Annotated in this window: 25 protein-coding genes and 1 other RNA gene; 18 read left to right on the forward strand and 8 right to left on the reverse strand. The window is 60.8% G+C overall.

The genetic code is table 11. From position 1 onward, the window contains the following. Positions 1 to 6: 6 nt before the first annotated feature. From CE_RS04140 to CE_RS04155, 4 genes are all read left to right on the forward strand, one after another. The gene (locus tag CE_RS04140) at positions 7 to 1,566 is read left to right on the forward strand and encodes an acyl-CoA carboxylase subunit beta (RefSeq protein WP_006769512.1); all 1,560 of its coding nucleotides are present in this window, start codon (positions 7 to 9) and stop codon (positions 1,564 to 1,566) included. 12 nt (positions 1,567 to 1,578) lie between these two features. Next, positions 1,579 to 1,830 carry a hypothetical protein gene (locus tag CE_RS04145; protein ID WP_006769511.1) on the forward strand — a complete coding sequence of 84 codons (252 nt, stop codon included), beginning with the start codon at positions 1,579 to 1,581 and terminating at the stop codon, positions 1,828 to 1,830. A 17-nt stretch (positions 1,831 to 1,847) separates the two neighbouring features. Next, complete coding sequence (locus CE_RS04150) at positions 1,848 to 2,210, forward strand: biotin/lipoyl-containing protein (RefSeq protein ID WP_006769510.1); 363 nt, start codon at positions 1,848 to 1,850, stop codon at positions 2,208 to 2,210. Positions 2,211 to 2,330: 120 nt separating this feature from the next. Next, positions 2,331 to 3,506, forward strand: a complete 1,176-nt coding sequence (locus CE_RS04155) for a trypsin-like serine protease (protein ID WP_006769509.1) — start codon at positions 2,331 to 2,333, stop codon at positions 3,504 to 3,506. 107 nt (positions 3,507 to 3,613) lie between these two features. On the opposite strand, the gene hisN is transcribed toward CE_RS04155, so the two are convergent. Continuing rightward, complete coding sequence (gene hisN / locus CE_RS04160; RefSeq protein ID WP_006769508.1) at positions 3,614 to 4,399, reverse strand: histidinol-phosphatase; 786 nt, start codon at positions 4,397 to 4,399, stop codon at positions 3,614 to 3,616. Between the two features lie 6 nt (positions 4,400 to 4,405). Further along, positions 4,406 to 5,272: an inositol monophosphatase family protein gene (locus tag CE_RS04165; RefSeq protein WP_035109618.1), complete on the reverse strand. Its 867-nt coding sequence runs from the start codon at positions 5,270 to 5,272 to the stop codon at positions 4,406 to 4,408. A 74-nt stretch (positions 5,273 to 5,346) separates the two neighbouring features. Here CE_RS04165 and prfB point away from each other — a divergent pair, with 74 nt between their 5' ends. From prfB to CE_RS04195, 7 genes are all read left to right on the forward strand, one after another. Next, positions 5,347 to 6,450, forward strand: coding sequence for a peptide chain release factor 2 (prfB, locus tag CE_RS04170; RefSeq protein ID WP_035109616.1), 1,104 nt, complete (start codon positions 5,347 to 5,349; stop codon positions 6,448 to 6,450). A gap of 88 nt (positions 6,451 to 6,538) precedes the next feature. Further along, positions 6,539 to 7,228 carry a cell division ATP-binding protein FtsE gene (gene ftsE / locus CE_RS04175; RefSeq protein ID WP_006769505.1) on the forward strand — a complete coding sequence of 230 codons (690 nt, stop codon included), beginning with the start codon at positions 6,539 to 6,541 and terminating at the stop codon, positions 7,226 to 7,228. Positions 7,229 to 7,243: 15 nt separating this feature from the next. Continuing rightward, positions 7,244 to 8,146, forward strand: a complete 903-nt coding sequence (gene ftsX / locus CE_RS04180) for a permease-like cell division protein FtsX (protein ID WP_006769504.1) — start codon at positions 7,244 to 7,246, stop codon at positions 8,144 to 8,146. A gap of 36 nt (positions 8,147 to 8,182) precedes the next feature. Continuing rightward, positions 8,183 to 8,677, forward strand: a complete 495-nt coding sequence (gene smpB, locus CE_RS04185; RefSeq protein WP_006769503.1) for an SsrA-binding protein SmpB — start codon at positions 8,183 to 8,185, stop codon at positions 8,675 to 8,677. Further along, positions 8,677 to 9,036 (forward strand): DUF488 domain-containing protein, encoded by a 360-nt coding sequence (locus CE_RS04190; protein WP_006769502.1) that lies wholly within the window; start codon positions 8,677 to 8,679, stop codon positions 9,034 to 9,036. Before smpB ends, CE_RS04190 begins: the two co-directional genes overlap by 1 nt. Before the next feature lie 63 nt (positions 9,037 to 9,099). Continuing rightward, positions 9,100 to 9,475, forward strand: a transfer-messenger RNA (tmRNA) gene (gene ssrA / locus CE_RS14800). A 187-nt stretch (positions 9,476 to 9,662) separates the two neighbouring features. Further along, on the forward strand, positions 9,663 to 10,928 hold the full coding sequence (locus CE_RS04195) for a tyrosine-type recombinase/integrase (RefSeq protein WP_006769501.1): 1,266 nt from the start codon (positions 9,663 to 9,665) through the stop codon (positions 10,926 to 10,928). 9 nt (positions 10,929 to 10,937) lie between these two features. Here CE_RS04195 and CE_RS04200 read toward each other — a convergent pair whose 3' ends face one another. The 3 genes from CE_RS04200 to CE_RS15200 all read right to left on the reverse strand — a co-directional run bounded on the left by CE_RS04200 (position 10,938) and on the right by CE_RS15200 (position 12,344). Continuing rightward, positions 10,938 to 11,390 (reverse strand): hypothetical protein, encoded by a 453-nt coding sequence (locus tag CE_RS04200; RefSeq protein ID WP_006769500.1) that lies wholly within the window; start codon positions 11,388 to 11,390, stop codon positions 10,938 to 10,940. Continuing rightward, entirely contained in the window at positions 11,378 to 12,013 is a 636-nt protein-coding gene (locus CE_RS04205) for a DUF433 domain-containing protein (RefSeq protein WP_006769499.1), read from the reverse strand. Before CE_RS04205 ends, CE_RS04200 begins: the two co-directional genes overlap by 13 nt. 151 nt (positions 12,014 to 12,164) lie before the next feature. Next, complete coding sequence (locus CE_RS15200; protein ID WP_143758413.1) at positions 12,165 to 12,344, reverse strand: hypothetical protein; 180 nt, start codon at positions 12,342 to 12,344, stop codon at positions 12,165 to 12,167. 109 nt (positions 12,345 to 12,453) lie between these two features. Here CE_RS15200 and CE_RS04210 point away from each other — a divergent pair, with 109 nt between their 5' ends. After that, positions 12,454 to 12,678: a hypothetical protein gene (locus CE_RS04210; protein WP_035109613.1), complete on the forward strand. Its 225-nt coding sequence runs from the start codon at positions 12,454 to 12,456 to the stop codon at positions 12,676 to 12,678. 551 nt (positions 12,679 to 13,229) lie between these two features. Here the strand turns inward: CE_RS04210 and CE_RS04220 are convergent. The 3 genes from CE_RS04220 to CE_RS14810 all read right to left on the reverse strand — a co-directional run bounded on the left by CE_RS04220 (position 13,230) and on the right by CE_RS14810 (position 14,870). Next, the gene (locus tag CE_RS04220) at positions 13,230 to 13,841 is read right to left on the reverse strand and encodes a hypothetical protein (protein ID WP_006769495.1); all 612 of its coding nucleotides are present in this window, start codon (positions 13,839 to 13,841) and stop codon (positions 13,230 to 13,232) included. Between the two features lie 91 nt (positions 13,842 to 13,932). After that, positions 13,933 to 14,346, reverse strand: a complete 414-nt coding sequence (locus CE_RS14805) for an ImmA/IrrE family metallo-endopeptidase (protein WP_011075158.1) — start codon at positions 14,344 to 14,346, stop codon at positions 13,933 to 13,935. Positions 14,347 to 14,354: 8 nt separating this feature from the next. After that, on the reverse strand, positions 14,355 to 14,870 hold the full coding sequence (locus tag CE_RS14810; RefSeq protein WP_011075159.1) for a hypothetical protein: 516 nt from the start codon (positions 14,868 to 14,870) through the stop codon (positions 14,355 to 14,357). Between the two features lie 120 nt (positions 14,871 to 14,990). Here CE_RS14810 and CE_RS04230 point away from each other — a divergent pair, with 120 nt between their 5' ends. The 6 genes from CE_RS04230 to CE_RS04255 all read left to right on the forward strand — a co-directional run bounded on the left by CE_RS04230 (position 14,991) and on the right by CE_RS04255 (position 17,409). After that, on the forward strand, positions 14,991 to 15,212 hold the full coding sequence (locus CE_RS04230; protein WP_006769492.1) for a hypothetical protein: 222 nt from the start codon (positions 14,991 to 14,993) through the stop codon (positions 15,210 to 15,212). 17 nt (positions 15,213 to 15,229) lie between these two features. Then, the gene (locus CE_RS04235; protein WP_035109608.1) at positions 15,230 to 15,541 is read left to right on the forward strand and encodes a hypothetical protein; all 312 of its coding nucleotides are present in this window, start codon (positions 15,230 to 15,232) and stop codon (positions 15,539 to 15,541) included. Between the two features lie 92 nt (positions 15,542 to 15,633). Continuing rightward, on the forward strand, positions 15,634 to 15,873 hold the full coding sequence (locus CE_RS04240) for a hypothetical protein (RefSeq protein ID WP_006769490.1): 240 nt from the start codon (positions 15,634 to 15,636) through the stop codon (positions 15,871 to 15,873). After that, positions 15,873 to 16,409, forward strand: coding sequence for a hypothetical protein (locus tag CE_RS15205; RefSeq protein ID WP_143758414.1), 537 nt, complete (start codon positions 15,873 to 15,875; stop codon positions 16,407 to 16,409). Before CE_RS04240 ends, CE_RS15205 begins: the two co-directional genes overlap by 1 nt. Next, on the forward strand, positions 16,406 to 16,624 hold the full coding sequence (locus tag CE_RS04250) for a helix-turn-helix transcriptional regulator (protein WP_006769488.1): 219 nt from the start codon (positions 16,406 to 16,408) through the stop codon (positions 16,622 to 16,624). Before CE_RS15205 ends, CE_RS04250 begins: the two co-directional genes overlap by 4 nt. Further along, positions 16,621 to 17,409, forward strand: a complete 789-nt coding sequence (locus tag CE_RS04255) for a phage antirepressor (protein ID WP_006769487.1) — start codon at positions 16,621 to 16,623, stop codon at positions 17,407 to 17,409. Before CE_RS04250 ends, CE_RS04255 begins: the two co-directional genes overlap by 4 nt. Positions 17,410 to 17,458: the final 49 nt, after the last annotated feature.

Genomic DNA, 17,458 nt, shown 5'->3' on the forward strand with positions numbered 1-17,458 from the left:
GAACAGATGGCTAGCAAGGAAAAAACCATGCAGGAGCGCCTTGAGGTGCTGGCTGCGGAACGTGAACGCGTCAGCCTCGGCGGGGGACAGGCCAAGATCGACAAACAGCACGACAAGGGCCGACTGACCGCCCGCGAGCGGGTGGCACAACTGGTGGATGAGGGCACCTTCCGGGAGACCGGGATGTTCGCCACCCACCGCACCACCCACTTCGGCATGGACAAGGTTGATGCCCCGGCAGACGGCGTGGTCACCGGCACCGGTGCCGTGTTTTCGCGCCCGGTGCACATCGCCAGCCAGGACTTCACCGTCATGGGTGGCTCCGCCGGTGAGAAACAGTCCGAGAAGGTCGCGGCCATGATGGAGGCCTCCGCCACCACCGGCACCCCGTTCGTGTTCATCAATGATTCCGGTGGCGCCCGCGTCCAGGAGGGTATTGATTCCCTCTCCGGATACGGCAAGGTGTTCTACCACAATGTGCTGCTCTCCGGTCTGGTGCCGCAGATCTCCATCATCGCCGGCCCCTGCGCCGGTGGCGCAGCCTACTCCCCGGCACTGACCGACTTCATCATCCAGGTCCGTGGGGCCCAGATGTTCATCACTGGACCCGGTGTGATCAAATCCGTGACCGGTGAGGATGTCACCTCCGAACAGCTCGGTGGCGTGGATGCTCACATGGCCAAGGCCGGCAACATCCACTTCGAGGCAGACAACGATGAGCAGGCCATCCTCATCGCACAGAAGCTCCTGAGCTTCCTGCCCCAGAACAACACCGAGGAACCACCGGTGGTCAACCCCGACCCGGTCGTGGAACCCGACCCCGGCCTGCGCGATATCGTCCCGGTGGACGGCAAAAAGGGCTACGACGTGCGCGAGATCATCGCCCGCATCGTCGACAACGCCGACTTCCTGGAGGTCCAGGAGGGATTCGCCCGTAATATCGTCATCGGGTTCGGCCGCGTTGTCGGTCACACCGTCGGCATCGTGGCCAACCAGCCGCAGGTGATGTCCGGTGTCCTGGACATCGACTCCTCCGACAAGGCCAGTGCCTTCATCCGCTTCTGTAATGCCTTCAACATTCCCCTGGTCACCCTCGTGGACGTGCCGGGCTTCATGCCGGGTGTGGCACAGGAACATGGCGGCATCATCCGTCACGGCGCGAAGATGCTCTATGCCTACTCCGCCGCCACCGTCCCGAAGATCACCGTGGTGCTGCGCAAATCCTATGGTGGTGCACACCTGGCGATGTGTTCGAAGGATCTCGGCGCCGACCGTGTGTTCGCCTGGCCGACAGCGGAGATCGCTGTCATGGGTGCCGACGGAGCCGTCAATGTGGTCTTCCGGCGCGAGATCGCCGAGGCCGAGGACCAGGAGACCCGCCGTGAGGAACTGATCCAGGAGTACAAGGACACCTTCTCCTCACCGTTCATGGCCGCCTCCCGCGGACTGGTGGATGACATCATCGACCCGGCGGAGACCCGCCTCCAGATCGCCGACGCACTCATGGTGCTGGCCAATAAACGAACCCACAGGCCACACAAGAAACACGGTCTGGGACCGACATAAGGACTGGTCGATATGGAACAACATCAGTTGGAAGAACTCGTCGAGAAGCTCTCGATGCGACTCGACACCGTGGAGGCGGAGCTCCGGGAGCTCCGCGCCCGCTCCGATGCCGACATCCCGGAGGATATCCTCATGGCGATTTCCGCGGCGGTGTCTGCTTATCTCGGCAACCGCGGCAAGGTCAAGGCCGTTCGCCTCAGCCGCCACCGCACCTGGGCGGCACAGGGCCGACAGCGCGTCCAAGACCACTCCAAACTTCTCTAAAGGGGCCGTGAAAACCAATGAAACTCAACGTAACCGTCAACGGAATCACCTACAACGTCGAAGTCGAGGTGGAGGAGGAGCAGAGGCAGCTCGGCCCGATCATCATCGGTTCGGCGCGCACAAACACCCCCGCTGCCCCCACCACCGCCTCCATCCAGGGTGTCGCCGCCAACGCGGTGGTCGCACCCCTGGCCGGATCGGTGTTTAAGATCCTCGTGGCAGAGGGCGACACCATCGAGGCAGGTCAGGTGCTTCTCGTCCTTGAGGCGATGAAGATGGAAACCGAGATCACCGCGCCATCCGCAGGTGTGGTCGGGGCCATCAACGTCAAGGAGGGGGAGGCCGTCCAGGGCGGCCAGTCGCTCATCGAGATCGATTAGCTGGTCTGCTCATCGACGATTGGGCCACACTTCGCGTTTACCCGCCGAAAAACACCCCGGGCGTGGCAATATATATGCCACCGCCCGTTTTTTCGTTGTGAAAGTGAACTCAAGATACACATGCGCCTCCCGGTTTCACGCCGTACCGTTGTAACGACCTCCATTCTGGCAGCCGGGGTGACCCTGTTGGCGCCGTCAACGCAGGCAACACCCATCACCGAACCGACCCCCCAGCCGGTGATCGAACAGAGCACCGTGGCTGCGCGGTGGGTGGACACCGCAGGTGTGGTGGATCAGGCCAATGCCGCACTTTCGCCCCTGGGTATCACGCTGGATCGCACGGTGGCCGAGCAGTTCGACACCACCGCCAACGCGCACATCGATGCGGGTATCAGCGCAGGGATCACCGCCGGGGTCCTGCCTGCCGACGCACAGACCGCCACCCCGTACACCACCGCCGCGGACCAGACAGTGCAGGCACCCGCGTCCCCCCAGACCGTCATCGTCGAGACACCCCTGCTGGCACCCGCGGGAGCACAGGTCCGCCCACCGCTGCCCAACTACACCGTGCGCACGGACATCCCCGCGCAGGTCATGGCACTGGCCCCGGGTGAGGTGCTACACCGCGTGCCGGGATCCTGGTTCAACCAGCCGGCCGTCCCGGTGGAATCCCGGGTGGCCGAGGAGCAGGGCAGGTCACTCTTCGGACCGGGGACACCGATCTATCTCGGTCAGAACTCCATGTGCACCCTCGCGGTCACCGGTGTGGATGCGGATGGGCGCAAGATCGGTATCACCGCCGGTCACTGCGGTGATGTCGGTGATGCGGTGCGATCCGCCGATTCCTTCTGGGTGGGGGAGGCCGGCACGATTGTCGCCGACGGGTCCAATGACGATTATTCCGTCATCGAGTTCGGATCCAACGCCGAGATCTCCAACTCCTACAACGGGGTGACGGTCAACGGCATCGGCGGGCAGACCTCCAACCTGCAGGAGGTGTGCAAAACGGGTGTGGCCACCGGATTCACCTGTGGCCTGGTGTGGACCGCGGATGAACGCCTGACCATGTCGCAGCTGTGCGCCATGCAGGGTGATTCCGGGGCGCCGGTGATCGCGAACGGTCGGGTCGTGGGGTTGATCTCCGGTGGTGTCGTCCCGAATCACGATCTGTCCTGCCGCACCCCGATCCAGGGCCCGCTGCACATGCCGTCCCTGTCGGTGAACATGGACCGCATCATCTCCGAGATGGACGCCAGTGGTGGTCCGGGCCGCGGGTTCACCCTCGCCGGACAGTAACAATGAATTAACCCAGAGATCCTGTCTCCAGAAAGCAACAGTGATCTCTGGGTTAAGCAGAGTGCTTTCTGGGAACAGGATCTCTGGGTTAAGCAGGGGGAGCGTGGTTAGCCCCGCAGGCGCTTCAGCACCTCATCGTGAAGTGCGCCGTTGGTGGCCACAGCGTCGCCGCCGTGGGGGCCGTCCTCCCCGGCCAGGGAGCTGAACCGCCCGCCGGCCTCGGTGACCAGGATGGACAGGGGAGCAAGATCCCAGAGGGAGACCTCGGGTTCAGCGGCGATGTCCACGGCACCCTCTGCGACCAGGCAGTAGGAGAAGAAATCACCGTATCCGCGCAGGCGCCAGGTGTCGTCTGAGAGTTCGATGAAGTTCTTGCGCAGGTCACGGGCCTTCCAACCCTCCAGGGAGGAGAAGGAGACCGACGCATCCGCAAGCTTGGTCACGGAGGACACACACAGTTTGCGGGGGGAGCTGCCGTTGAAGGTCCGCCACGCACCGGATCCTTCGGAGGCCCACCAGCGGCGGGCGAGTGCCGGGGCGGAGATGACACCGGCGACGGGGCGGCCGTCGTCAAGCAGGGCGATGAGGGTGGCCCACACGGGAACACCGCGGACGAAGTTCTTGGTGCCGTCGATGGGGTCGATGACCCACTGGCGTCCGGTTAATTCCGTCTCGCCGCCGAATTCCTCACCGAGGATGGCGTCGGAGGGGCGCGCGGTGGCGAGTTTCTCGCGCAGCGCGGTTTCCACGGCCAGGTCGGCGTCGCTGACCGGGGTCATGTCCGGCTTGGAGGAGACATCTAAATCGGTGGCCTCGAAACGGTCGAGGGTGATGGAATCGGCCAGTTCAGCCAGTTCGAGGGCGAGGGCTAAATCGTCTGCGTAGTTGCTCATGGGAACCTATCCTAGTTCGCCGAGGAGATCGGCGACCTCGGATACCGCCTGAACGTTGCCCGCCACGCACCATTCGACGCCGCCGGCGGTCACCTTGATCGCCGCGCCGCCGACACCCTCGACGAGTGCGCGGCCGGGCAGCCAGTCCCAGTCGGCGACGGTGTGCTGCATCCACACCCCGCTGGTGCCATCGGCCACGCCACCGAGATCAACGGAGCCGGCACCGAGCATGCGCAGGGCGGCCGCACGGGTGGCCACCGCCTGCCAGGCGGCGCTGACCTGCGGGTCCGCCAGCCAGGTGGGGTGGATGTAGGTGGCCAGGGCGGTGCGGGAGAGGGGTTCGTCGACAAGCATGGAAAGCTCGACCCCGTCGCGGGTGGTGCGGATCCCGGGCCCGCCGAACCACGTGTAACCCATCGCGGGGCGGTGCACCGCGCCGAACCGCAGCCGCTCCGGGCTGGCCGGATCACCCTCGACGAGGGCGAGCGCGCTGCACCAGTAATCCGAGCCGCGGGTGAAGTTGTAGGTGCCGTCGACCGGGTCGACCACCCAGAAACGACCGCTTTGCGACGCCCGGTTGGCACCCTCCTCACCCACGACACCGTCCTCGGGGCGCAGCGCCTCCAACGCGCCAGCGACAAACGCCTCGGCGGCATGGTCGGCGTCGGTGACCACATCGGAGACCGAGGTCTTGTAATCGGTGCTCAGACCATTTTCCCGCATGCGCCAGGCCAGACGGCCGGCGTTGTAGACGAGGGCCTGCGCCAGGTGCTCATCGGAGTCCTGGTCGTGCGCGATGACGAAGGTCTTGGTGATCGTGGCGATCATGTCATCGAGGGTGGCGGCGGGATGCGACTGCTCAGTATTACTCATGTGCTCCATTGTGCATGGTGGCTGCACGGGTTGCTGTCTTTGGGTGGGTGCAGCACCAGGTAACATGGTTGACCATGCGTCCCGAAATCTCTGCAGAACTTTCCGAGCTCGACAGCACCCTCACCACCATTGAGAAGATCCTCAATCCCGAGGAGCTGTCCGACCGTGTTCGCGAGCTGGAGGCCCAGGCCGCCGATCCGGGGCTGTGGGACAACCCCGACCACGCCCAGCAGGTCACCTCCGAGCTTTCCCACGTGCAGGCGGAACTGCGCAAGGTCACCGAACTGCGCCAGCGTCTGGATGATCTGCCGATCATGTATGAACTGGCCGAGGAGGAGGGCGATGACACCTCCCTGGTGGATGAGGAACTGGCGGACCTGCGCACCGGCGTCGAGGCCCTTGAGGTCAAGACCATGCTGTCCGGTGAATACGATGCCCGCGAGGCCGTGATCAACATCCGCTCCGGCGCCGGTGGTGTGGACGCCGCCGACTGGGCCGAGATGCTCATGCGCATGTACATCCGCTGGGCGGAGAAGCACGGCCACAAGGTGGATGTCTATGACATCTCCTACGCAGAGGAGGCCGGCATCAAGTCGGCGACCTTCGTGGTCCACGGTGACTATATGTATGGCCAGCTCTCCGTGGAGCAGGGGGCCCACCGCCTGGTGCGCATCAGTCCCTTCGACAACCAGGGCCGCCGCCAGACCTCGTTCGCCGAGGTGGAGGTGCTGCCCGTGGTGGAGCAGGTCGACTCCATCGACATCCCCGATTCGGAGGTCCGCGTGGATGTCTACCGCTCCTCCGGTCCCGGTGGCCAGTCCGTCAACACCACCGACTCCGCGGTCCGCCTGACCCACATCCCGACCGGCATCGTCGTGACCTGTCAGAATGAGAAATCCCAGATCCAGAACAAGGCCTCTGCCATGCGGGTGCTCCAGGCGAAACTGCTGGAGAAGAAGCGCCAGGAGGAACGCGCCGAGATGGACGCCCTGGGTGCCGGCGGCAACGCCTCCTGGGGTAACCAGATGCGCTCCTATGTCCTGCACCCGTACCAGATGGTGAAGGATCTGCGCACCAACTACGAGGTCAATGATCCCTCCAAGGTGCTCGACGGTGACATCGACGGTCTGCTGGAGGCCGGCATCCGCTGGCGGATGGCTCAGCAGCAGGAGAGCTAGCTGCAGGTTCCTACCAATACCCGGACAATATGGTCGGAACCGCCGAAGTCGTTTCACCCGGCATGCGGGGTTGGCTAGAGTGTGACGGGTGATCACGTTTGAGAATGTCACCAAGAGTTACAAGACATCGACGCGCCCGGCGCTGGATGATGTGTCCCTGACCATCGACAAGGGTGAGTTCGTCTTCCTCATCGGCCCTTCGGGCTCCGGCAAGTCCACCTTCCTGCGGCTGCTGACCCGGGAGGAGAACGTGACCTCGGGTGATATCCACCTCTCTGATTTCCACGTGAACAAACTCAAAGGTGCGCAGGTGAATAAACTACGCCAGCGCATCGGCTACGTCTTCCAGGATTTCCGCCTGCTGAAGAACAAGAATGTCTATGACAATGTGGCCTTCGCGCTCGAGGTGATCGGTAAGAAGAAGGACAAGATCTCCGAACTGGTGCCGGAGACCCTGGAGATGGTTGGACTGGCTGGCAAGGCCAACCGCATGCCCAATGAACTCTCCGGTGGTGAGCAGCAGCGGGTGGCCATCGCGCGCGCGTTCGTCAACCGGCCGCTGGTGCTGCTTGCCGACGAACCCACCGGCAACCTCGACCCCGACACCTCAGATGAGGTGATGATCCTGCTCAACCGGATCAACCGTCTGGGCACCACCGTGGTCATGTCCACCCACAACGCCCGCACCGTCGATGACATGCGTCGCCGCGTGGTGGAGCTGCGGCTGGGCAAACTGGTCCGCGATGACGCCCACGGCGTCTACGGCGAGATGCGCTAGGGGAGTAAGCACACCATGTCTGTTACCTATGTTCTCCGTGAATCCCTGCGCGGGATGGCCCGCAATCTCACCATGACGCTCGCCCTGGTGATCACCACCTCCATCTCCCTGGCGCTGCTGGCCACCGGTTTCCTGGTGGCCAACATGACCGAGCGCACCAAGGACATCTACCTCGACCGCGTGGAGGTGATGATCCAGTTGGATGAGGACACCTCCGCCAATGATCCCGACTGCGTGGAGGAGGCCTGCGCTGAGGTCCGCTCCGAACTCGAGGCGCTCGACGGGATCGACTCCATCACCTACCGCTCCCGGGAGCAGTCCTATGAGCGTTTCGTGGAGGTCTTCGAATACACCGATCCGGTGCTGGTGGCCGAAACCTCACCGGATGCCCTGCCGGCGGCCTTCCATGTGCGACTGGCGGATCCCCTGGCGGTGGACATCCTCGACCCCGTCCGCGAGCTCCCCCAGGTTGCAGCCGTGATCGACCAGGTCGATGATCTCCGCGGTGCCACCGACAACCTTGACTCCATCCGCAATGCCACCTTCCTCGTCGCCGCGGTGCAGATCCTCGCCTCCACCTTCCTCATCGCGAACATGGTGCAGATCGCCGCCTATTCCCGCCGGGAGGAAACGGAGATCATGCGTATCGTCGGTGCCTCCCGCTGGTACTCCGAGGCTCCCTTTGTCCTGGAGGCGGTGCTGTCCACGTTGATCGGTGCGGTGCTGGCGGTTGTCGGGCTGTTCCTGGGCAAGGAACTGGTCATCGACAAGGCGCTGCGTGGACTCTATGAATCCCAGCTGATCGCCCCGATCACCAACGCCGATATCTGGACGGTGGCGCCGGTTGTCTCTGTCATCGGTGTGGTGGTGGCCGGCCTGATCGCGCAGCTGACGTTGCGGTTCTACGTACGTAAATAACCCCGCCACCCGGCCCTGCCGTACACTGATAAGGCTATGGCCAAGAAAAAGAAGAAAGTTGATGAGAACAACCAGGTTCTCGCGACTAACCGCAAGGCCCGCCATGACTACCAGATCCTCGATACCTGGGAGGCGGGCGTGGTGCTGCTGGGCACCGAGATCAAATCCCTGCGCGAGGGCAAGGCATCCCTCGTGGATGCCTTCGCCGTCATCGACAACGGTGAAGTCTGGCTCCACAACCTGCACATCCCGACCTATTCGATGGGCAGTTGGACCAACCACAGTCCCAAGCGCACCCGCAAACTCCTCCTGCACCGCCGGGAGATCGACTCCCTGATGGGCAAGGTCCGCGACGGCAACCGCACCCTCGTGCCGCTGAAGCTGTACCTGGTCAACGGCCGGGTCAAGCTGGAACTGGGGCTGGCGCAGGGTAAACAGGACTACGACAAGCGCCAGGACATCAAGCGTCGCACCGAGGAACGCGAGGTCACCCGCGAACTCGGCCGCCGCATCAAGGGCATCAACGCCTGATGGACATCCACATCGCGAAGGTCCACGACGTGCTGGCAGGGGAGCAGACCCACGGCACAACGATCCTGGTGGACCGGTTGTGGCCCCGTGGTGTGAGCAAAGACGACCTCCAGCCCGATCTCTGGCTGAAGGAGGTGGCTCCGTCGACCGAGCTGCGGCGGTGGTTCGGCCACGACCCAGCGCGTTTTGACGAGTTCGCGCGCCGCTACCGGGCTGAGCTGGGCGGGGCGCGCGTCGATAAGCTTATCGACGCAGCAACCCCCGGCCCCATCACCCTCCTCTACGCCGCCAAAGACCGGCAACACAACCACGCCGTGGTTCTACGTGACTGGCTTATTGAAACATGCTTGCCAAAATAGGGGAGTGTGCAGTAGAGTGGACCTTCCTGCGGGACTCGCACGAGCCCACCGCAGGCAACCAACGGGGCTGACATGGTTTCGACTACGTTGATTGAGCCAGGGGAAGCGTGCCGGTGAAGGCTGGAGACCACCGTGAGCGTCGCAGCAAACCAATAAGCGCCGAGAAGACTCAGCGCGACTACGCCCTCGCTGCCTAAGTAGCGACCGCGTGTCTGTCAGCCCGGGGATGTCCCTGCCCCGGATGCTGGCATCGACTAAGGGACTTGCTATCCAACCGCGTCAGCGGGGTTGGATGGGACTTCTACCGCTGACTGGGCCCATCATCCGGATGTGTTCGTCCTAGCCGGAGGGCCAAGCAGAGATCGCTGCACGAACTGCGCACGGAGAAGCCCTGGCAAAGTAGCGTAGGACCCGGGTTCAATTCCCGGCAGCTCCACGAAGCGAATGAAGCCCCACGTCACTTGACGTGGGGCTTCTTCGTTTTTGGGTCCTGACCTGCGCTAAGTGCTAGTGTGCAGTTGCGGGCACTTGCGGGAAAGTGGCCGAGTTCGTTAGTCACGAATTAGTCATACCGTCCCGATTAGTCACGTATTAGTCATGAACAGTCACGGAAAGAAGGCCTCGGGATGGCACGGAAGAAACGCGGATTCGGCACCGTCGACCAGCTGCCCTCTGGCAAATGGCGCGCCCGCTACACCGGCCCCGATGGCCAACAGCATAAGGGCCCCCAGACCTGGTTCGATGAGGGCGACGCACTGTCCTGGATCCGTGATGAGCAAAAGCTCATCGAGTTCGACGAGTGGAGCCCACCCGCTACCCGCATGACCCGCCGAGAAGACCTTGCACGCACCGTCGGCTCCTGGATCCTCGAATGGCTCGACCTCCGCTCCCGCGGCACCAACCCACTCGCACAATCCACCCTCGATGACTACCGGCGCACCCTCGACGCCCGTGTCCTCAAAGTCACCGGCAGAGCCGCCCGCCTCCGTGACATCCCCCTGCTCAAGGTCACGCGCCGAGATGTGGCCACATGGTGGGATGACATCAACCGGCAGTTCGACAGTCCGCCTTACAACCGCAACGCCTACGCCCGCCTCCGCACAGCCATCCAGGCCGCCGTTGACCGCGACATCATCCCCGGCAACGTCGTCTCCGTCCCCGACGCCAAGAGCCGCCCGAAGCCCAAGCGCAAGCAACTCCCGGACGGCGAGATCATGCAAGCCATTGTCGACCAGCTCGACCACACTGTTCCCCGCGTCGACGGCCGCCACAAACTCATCGCCATCCTCACCTTCTTCCACGGCATGCGCATCGGCGAAGCCCTCGGCCTACGCAGAGAGCACATCATCGACACCGGTGACACCATCTCCATCCGTGTTACCGGCAACGCCTACCGTCGCCCAGGCAAAGGCATGGCCCTCAAAGACACCGCCAAAACCGACGCCGGCACCCGCACCGTCCCCGTGTTCCCACACTTCCACAACGATCTCCGCTACCACCTCGATCACTTCACCCCACCACACCCCACCGCCCAACTCTTCCTCTCCGCCCACGGCCAACTCATCCTCGACACCAGCTACCGCAGCATCCTCCACCGCGCCAAGATCCGCGCCGGGATGGAGGATGTCGAGATCACCCCGCATTACGGACGGGTGTGGTTGATTACGACACTCGCAGAGCTTGGGATGGTTCCGCCGGCTATCGGTGAGATCCTTGGCCAGGTTGATTTGAAGACCATCACGGAGATCTACATGCGATCGACGGAAGCCAAGCGCAATGAGATTCTTGGCCAGGTGAATGCTGCGCTCACATCATCGCCGGTAGAGGTGGGGGACCTGGATAAGAAGCGTGCCGAGAAGAGAAAAACCAGCAGCGGGGAGGCTGCCGGATAAGTTCAGGATTTATTTGGGGAGAGCGACCTTTTGGTTATCGGAGAGGCGATGAGCAGAGATTGTTTGTCCGGCCCCATGAGGAGTCAGCTTGACGTGAAAGCGTAGGGGGTCTGAGGCGTTCTCGATTAGATCGACGATGTGGGGGATGGCGATGCTATAGGAGGCAACCACGACGGCAAGTGATCGGGGACCACGCGCGGCGGGTTCTTTATGCCCGATCCACGATAGGCCCGATTCCTTGAGGGCTTGCAGTTCGTCGTCTCGTTTTAGTTGCGCTCGGTCTCGGGTGATAAAGGCATCGAAACCTTCGCCGGGAAGTTTAGCAAAGAGCTCAATGTCACTATCGTTGCGTAATCCTAGTGAACGGACATGAACAAATTCATGGGTGGGGAAGAGCAGATCCCAGGAGTTGCTAAGGGCGGGGGATTCGTTAGCGTCGATGGCGAACTTCAAGCGACCCACCCCTCGCCGCGTTCAACCTGGTGGTAGAAATCCAGGGCGTCTTTGGCATCAGCAGCAGTGACGTCGGGGAAGTAGAGTTCGACGTCTTTGGGCCTGACTTCACCGTCGTAAATGAGATTCGCGATGGTGTCGTAGGCTACGCGCGTTCCTCGGATGGTAGGGAAACCGCCGAGTTTCCCTTCATTGACTTCGAGCCGCTTGCGGGGATGGAGAAGGTCTACGACGTCTCCCTTGTTGGAGGGATGGCGGAAACCCTTGAGAACATCGTCGAGGTTGGTGATGATTTTCTGGCCGCGTTCGCGCAGCAGGTCGGTCGCGTTTTTCCCATCATCTTCGACGAGGAACACCGAGGTGCCGTCGCTGGTCAGCGTGTAGGTCGAAGGGTGTTCGGTGAGACTGAGTTCACGGAGGTTGGTCAGCGCTTTCCTGATGGCCTGCAGGGAGTGATCAGACCTCAGCTTGATGAAGGTTCGGAGCGCGACGATGTCTCTGAACGACCAGAGGAAGCCTTCAATCCGGTCGGTACTGATTTCGGGGCTAAGCAATCCCTTTTTGTTCCAACTGTAGAGCTGATGTTTTGTGGCACCGGAGAGCGCGACGGTGAGTTCAATTGGAAAAGCCATGTGGTTCACCTCCTAATGGTGGCCTACCACCATTATTCAGGGTCGGCCGTCCACACGTCCAGACCCTGGGCGTGTTGATGTAATTACGTTGCTAGTACTTTACCGCAATGATGGGCGGTTGCGGGCACTTTCGGGTAGTTGCGGGGGCCGACTATTGGTTGGGCGACATGGTCTCTAACCTGATCTCACTGAGTTCGCAGCCGAGGATGGCCACGGCCAGGTGCTTGAGACGCTCGGGTGTCAGAGGCATCTGTAGCTCTCCCAGGATCTGGGTGGCGATGTCAACCTCGTCGCCGATGAAAGCGTGATCAGGGGTCCTCAAGATCATCACGGATGTCTCTACCTCCAACGTGCGCGGTTTTCGCCTGCATCGTAGGTGCAGGTCATTTGGAGCCCCGTGGTGGTGTAACCGATTGCTCCCTGCTCTATATTTTTGCAGAATGCGCCAGCGGTTACTGTGCGCCCAACCGGTGCAGGAGCTGGTGCAGGAGCTGGTGCAGGAGCTGGTGCTGGTGCAGGAGCTGGTGCAGGAGGTTGCTCCACTACCGGGGCCGGAGCTGGGACCGGTGCAGGTGGCTCCTCGACGACGGGCGCAGGGGCTGGTGGTGGATCCTGCGGCAGATCGACGAGGCCCTGTTGAACGGCTGGCTGCTCAGACACTGTAGTGCTGGAAGGCACACTGGAGTTCGTTGACGTCGTTGACGTCGTTGGTTCAGTCGAGCGTGTAGTCGACGCCCTGGACGTAGTCGTCGCTGAAGAGGTGGTGGAAGTCGTAGTCGCGACTGACGTCGTCGGCGAGGTGGTGGTCTCAGCGGTGGTGTCCGAAGCTGGTAGTGCCACGCTTCCGGCTATGAACGCGGCTACCGACGCGGTGGCCACCGTGCCCCAACGCCGTTTAGATGGCCCCGCGCCCTTCTTATCCTGAGCAGTGCACCACAACCACCACGCACCGGGTGCGATGAAGGCCAGGGCAATGAGGATTCCCGCGAGTACATCTCCCGCCATCAAGGAACCTAGTAAGAAGATGATGCCGATGGCGATGCCTGCCCAGGCGAGGACAGTCTTGATGACTGATGGTCGACGGTTCATTTCCCCTGCACTTCCACGATGTGTTTTCCCTGTGATGCGGGTTGGTTTTTCGTGTGATCGTACAGCAGATGAGCGACTTTGGCGGGCAGTTACGGGGGAGTGGGGGTGAGACGGGAGAAGGTTTTACTTAGTTCTGGGCTTCCCACGCTGCCCGATACGCCCCGTTTTCACGCGCCGGGCCATTGTCATGAAGATGCATCTGGAAGTTGCTGTCACGCAGGATGTTCTCCACACCATCCGGGTTGGCAGAGGAGGCGTTGACTCCCATCTCGGACACGGTTGTACCGATAGGGCTGGATTGAACCTCGACCGCTAGGTCCTCTGCAATTGCGCGGAGATCGTCACCCTCCGCTGGGGAGCAGACCGCGAAGAACACTGTAACCATTTCTTCGTTGTCTCTATCGGTCCCAATGTTTGTGAATTGGACATGCCCCTGCTCGGGAATGTCTACAGCGTCAACAGCCTGTTGAAGCTCCGGGTCGATATCAGGTTCTCCTGTGCAGAACTCTTGGTAGTTGTCCGTTTCCATCCAAGCGAGGGTCTCTGCCTCATCCAAAGCTTCTTCAGGGGATGGATCTAGCTCTTCGGCTGGAGGAACTTCTGCTGCGGAAGAAGGTGAAGTGGGGGTGTCCCCGGCAGTTGTGACACTTTCATCGTCCTCGGTTGCAATGGAGCTGATGCCACCGATAACAATCAGCGTCCCGACAACGGCTAGGGCAATCTTGGAGCCTTTTTTCATTTCTCAACCTTAGTTCAGTAAATTCAGTGTGGTTCCTGAGATATTACTGGCGAAGGTGATTACGCGCTGATGTTTAGTGGCGGGTTAGAAATCACTCGGAAAGTAGACAACTCCACTGTTGACTAGTTCGACCAGCCTCATGAAGGCGCATCCATGTGGATAAAAGGTGCGGAGTAATCCCAATTTCAGCGGCAATTGCGGACGGTTGACCCTCGCAACTCTCTGCTGCAGTTTCAACATCGTCTACTGTAACCAGCTTCATCGCCGCCCATTCATCAGCCAGGCGTTCGGCACCAGGTGTGGAGCAGTCATGTCCATAGTGCTCATGACCGAGTTCATGGGCGATGGCGCATCGGCGTGTAACGGCATCAAGGCCCCATCTCACAAAAATTTTCCCTGAGGGGTGGTAGACGGCGTTGAGATGACGCCCAAGTTTGCCCGTTTCGACGAGTTCCACGTCGGCGGCATCGATAAGTTCGGTTAACCGTCGATCAATATTGCTCACGTCAGTTCCTATGTCCAGGTCTCATCAAGGGGCTCTGTAGATTCCTGCGCTGCAAATTTTTCGGTGCCGGCGTTGATTCCATCAAGAATTGCATCGTCATCATCGTATGCATTGCCTTGGGCATCGGGGACATCTTTTTGTTCAATACGGCTCGGTAGTTCATGGATCTCTGCGCCAGCCCGGCCTGCGAAGAATCGAGCATCGAATGTTCCTTCAAATAATCCAGATGCATTAACTCGCTTAACCAAACTTTCTAGTAATTCAGAGACTCCGGCTTCCTCCAGAGCGCTTTTTAGGGGGATGCGGGTATCTGAAACGTCTTCAGGGGACAAAAATCCGAGCTCCACAAGTGCATCTATGGGAGACACCCCGTAGGCCTTCGCAATTTTGATGACATTATCCGCTGTCGTTTTTCCACGCTGGGCATGTCTGATCAAGGTGGGACCAGCCAGTCCCGAGTGATTTGCGGCCAATGTGGGCGTGGGAGAACCAGGCAACGAATTAAGCCATTCAATGAAGTTCATAACTACATTATGTAGTTCATTTCAACTCCAGTCAATACAAAATGTTCCGCAGGCATTGACAGGATGAAGCCTCAAGTACATAATGAATCTACCGCTACGTAATGTACTTGGAGGTTCGAAATGAAAGAAGTTCAAATCAAACCGGGGGCCCTTGATGAGATCGCCAACATGATCGATGCGAAGTCTGATGCGGATCTCGCAGGATTCCTCGGCATTACCGAGAAACAACTGGAGAGTCTCCGGTATGGCGCTGGGCTCGACATCCTCCAGGCGGCGGAAATTGTTAAGCGTCGAGAAGCCCACATCAGAGCAGCCGAGCTGTTAAACAGGCCTGCCGCGTGATCGCGCCGGGAGAGGAAATGATGAACATTCGATTGAAGAAGTTTCCAGAGAAGACCACTGACTTTCTCGGCCGTGGCCGTGTGATCACCGTCGGGGATGTCGAAATTAAGTGGGATGCCGGCATCTGCGCATGGGAGTGCAGCTTGCCAGGTGTCGGCCTGATGAGGTCGTACCTGATCGGACGTGTCGTCGATGGCGAGGTGCTTGTCACCGAGAACCTCCTCCACGACCGCCCGGCCCAAGGCCCGTTGGCTACCCGGGCGACGGCCGTCCTCGAGGGACTGCTCGCAGCCGGTGAGGATCTCGGCCAGTGGGAGAGGTGCGAGTGATGCCGAATCTGGAAAGCAGGTTAGGGGAAGAAAAAACCCGTCCAGGACGGCAAATCTCGGGACGGGGAATCCAAGAAAAGAAAGGATCTGACATGCATGTTACCACGAAGGCTGTCCGCGCTCTTGATGCGGACAAGCTGCAAGCACTCATCGATGAGGGGTTCACCTTCGTCACGACTCGGTTCAACCAGGCGATCTCGGAGATCGTCGTTGTGCGGGGTTCCACGGTTGATGTCCAGTTCCCGGAGACCGCTTATGCAACTCCGGTGCGTATCGACACGATTACCGCGGTTCATAAGCCAGAGCTCGATGATGACGAGGAGGCAGCGTAATGGGATGGGTCCGGAAAGACGCGCTCTTAAAATGGGCGGTCGTCGAGGAGACAACCGCAAGGGTGATCGTTGGTCATAGGCGGTATAAGGCTTCAGTCAAGTTCCTTTTCCTCGGGGAAGTAGATGTCATTGCTATAGACCTCTACAAACCGGTAACCCTTCCGGTTTCCGCTGTGGAAGAAATTAACGAACTCGTCGTACTCATCGTCCGTCATGTGCTTCGAGATCTCGGGGTGTCGAGGGGTGGGGACTATGAACCTCACGTCAGAGTCAAGCTCAACCCAGATTCGAGGCGCTCCCTCAACGACAAGAATAAACGGTACTCCGTCCTCCTGGAGCTGGTTCCAGCATCCGTAGATGAAGGTGTAAGCCCAGTTGTACATCTCGCGCTGGTGTCCGTTGACTTCAAGAATCCACGATTCATGCATGTCCAGAGGATACGACGCAGGCTTCTCAAGCGCAGGCTAATACGAAAAGACCGAGCAAATAAGAGGAATGCAGTCCACGAGCCGGGCCAGATGAAGGATATGCCATGACCACCCCATCACGTCACCTGACAACCGAAGAGGCCTGTGACCTCCTGCGTGTTGATGCCTCCACCTTGAGGCGGTACGCCCGTGAGGGGAAGTTCTCCCGGATCCGGCTTAGCCCTCGGAAGGTGCTCTACATCCGGGATGAGATCGAGGCGTACATCGATGCCCGCACCATCCATGCGCAGCCCCTGGCGGGGAAGCGGAGGGCCGGTCGATGATCACTCTGCTCAATTTCCATGATCACCAGGTTCGTGTGGTCCAGGTCGCTGGCGAGCCACAGTGGGTGGCTGCTGATATTGCTGCCGTCCTGGGGCTGGGTAGGACGCATGACATGGTTCGCTCTCTTGATGAGGACGAAAGGGGTGCGGTTACTATCCGCACCCCTTCCGGGGAGCAAGAGATGACTGTCATTACTGAGTCTGGTCTTTATTCTTGCATCCTCAGGTCTAGGAAGCCGGAGGCGAAGGAGTTCAAGCGGTGGGTGACCCGGGAGGTGTTGCCGTCGATTAGGCGTCACGGTGGGTATCTCACGGATCCGAAGATCGAGGAGATCCTCACCGACCCGGACACCATCATCAAGCTGGCCACCGACCTGAAGCAGGAACGAGCCCGTCGACTGGAGCTGGAACAGCCGGCCAGGTCGTGGGAGCAGCTGGCGGATGCTGCTGGTGATTACTCCGTGGCCACCGCGGCGAAAGTGTTGTCCAGGGACCCCTCCATCAAGATCGGGCGCGACCGGCTGTTCGCCGAGATGGCCTCTGCTGGGTGGGTGTTTCGTTCCAAGGCTCGTCGTGGGCCGTGGGAGGCATCCCAGAAGAAAGCGGTGGACACCGGCCGGCTGGTGCACAAACTCGGGCGCCCGTTCTTCAACGAACGCACCGAGGAGTGGGAGCAACCCGCCCCGACGATCCGGGTGACCCCGAAGGGTCTGCTGGATCTCCACCGGCTTCTTGGTGGCGCGGATCAGATCGCTTTATTCAACGTGCCCCAGGAGGCCCAGTGACTACATCATCGAGACCCGGCCGGCACCGTCGGCCTCAACCACCGACCTG

Source organism: Corynebacterium efficiens YS-314, assembly GCF_000011305.1.
GTDB lineage: Bacteria > Actinomycetota > Actinomycetes > Mycobacteriales > Mycobacteriaceae > Corynebacterium > Corynebacterium efficiens.

What these genes read in the sequence shown, in the direction of transcription:
- CE_RS04165 (WP_035109618.1), bottom strand. Translation starts at nt 5,272, where the DNA reads ATGAGTAATACTGAGCAGTCGCATCCCGCCGCCACCCTCGATGACATG.
- CE_RS04145 (WP_006769511.1), top strand. Translation starts at nt 1,579, where the DNA reads ATGGAACAACATCAGTTGGAAGAACTCGTCGAGAAGCTCTCGATGCGA.
- CE_RS04205 (WP_006769499.1), bottom strand. Translation starts at nt 12,013, where the DNA reads ATGGCTTTTCCAATTGAACTCACCGTCGCGCTCTCCGGTGCCACAAAA.
- CE_RS04220 (WP_006769495.1), bottom strand. Translation starts at nt 13,841, where the DNA reads ATGAAAAAAGGCTCCAAGATTGCCCTAGCCGTTGTCGGGACGCTGATT.
- CE_RS04240 (WP_006769490.1), top strand. Translation starts at nt 15,634, where the DNA reads ATGCATGTTACCACGAAGGCTGTCCGCGCTCTTGATGCGGACAAGCTG.
- prfB (WP_035109616.1), top strand. Translation starts at nt 5,347, where the DNA reads ATGCGTCCCGAAATCTCTGCAGAACTTTCCGAGCTCGACAGCACCCTC.
- CE_RS14810 (WP_011075159.1), bottom strand. Translation starts at nt 14,870, where the DNA reads ATGAACTTCATTGAATGGCTTAATTCGTTGCCTGGTTCTCCCACGCCC.
- smpB (WP_006769503.1), top strand. Translation starts at nt 8,183, where the DNA reads ATGGCCAAGAAAAAGAAGAAAGTTGATGAGAACAACCAGGTTCTCGCG.
- CE_RS04155 (WP_006769509.1), top strand. Translation starts at nt 2,331, where the DNA reads ATGCGCCTCCCGGTTTCACGCCGTACCGTTGTAACGACCTCCATTCTG.
- CE_RS04150 (WP_006769510.1), top strand. Translation starts at nt 1,848, where the DNA reads ATGAAACTCAACGTAACCGTCAACGGAATCACCTACAACGTCGAAGTC.
- hisN (WP_006769508.1), bottom strand. Translation starts at nt 4,399, where the DNA reads ATGAGCAACTACGCAGACGATTTAGCCCTCGCCCTCGAACTGGCTGAA.
- CE_RS04190 (WP_006769502.1), top strand. Translation starts at nt 8,677, where the DNA reads ATGGACATCCACATCGCGAAGGTCCACGACGTGCTGGCAGGGGAGCAG.
- CE_RS04255 (WP_006769487.1), top strand. Translation starts at nt 16,621, where the DNA reads ATGATCACTCTGCTCAATTTCCATGATCACCAGGTTCGTGTGGTCCAG.
- CE_RS04230 (WP_006769492.1), top strand. Translation starts at nt 14,991, where the DNA reads ATGAAAGAAGTTCAAATCAAACCGGGGGCCCTTGATGAGATCGCCAAC.
- CE_RS04250 (WP_006769488.1), top strand. Translation starts at nt 16,406, where the DNA reads ATGACCACCCCATCACGTCACCTGACAACCGAAGAGGCCTGTGACCTC.
- ftsX (WP_006769504.1), top strand. Translation starts at nt 7,244, where the DNA reads ATGTCTGTTACCTATGTTCTCCGTGAATCCCTGCGCGGGATGGCCCGC.
- CE_RS04210 (WP_035109613.1), top strand. Translation starts at nt 12,454, where the DNA reads ATGCGCCAGCGGTTACTGTGCGCCCAACCGGTGCAGGAGCTGGTGCAG.
- CE_RS04195 (WP_006769501.1), top strand. Translation starts at nt 9,663, where the DNA reads ATGGCACGGAAGAAACGCGGATTCGGCACCGTCGACCAGCTGCCCTCT.
- CE_RS04140 (WP_006769512.1), top strand. Translation starts at nt 7, where the DNA reads ATGGCTAGCAAGGAAAAAACCATGCAGGAGCGCCTTGAGGTGCTGGCT.
- CE_RS04235 (WP_035109608.1), top strand. Translation starts at nt 15,230, where the DNA reads ATGATGAACATTCGATTGAAGAAGTTTCCAGAGAAGACCACTGACTTT.
- CE_RS15205 (WP_143758414.1), top strand. Translation starts at nt 15,873, where the DNA reads ATGGGATGGGTCCGGAAAGACGCGCTCTTAAAATGGGCGGTCGTCGAG.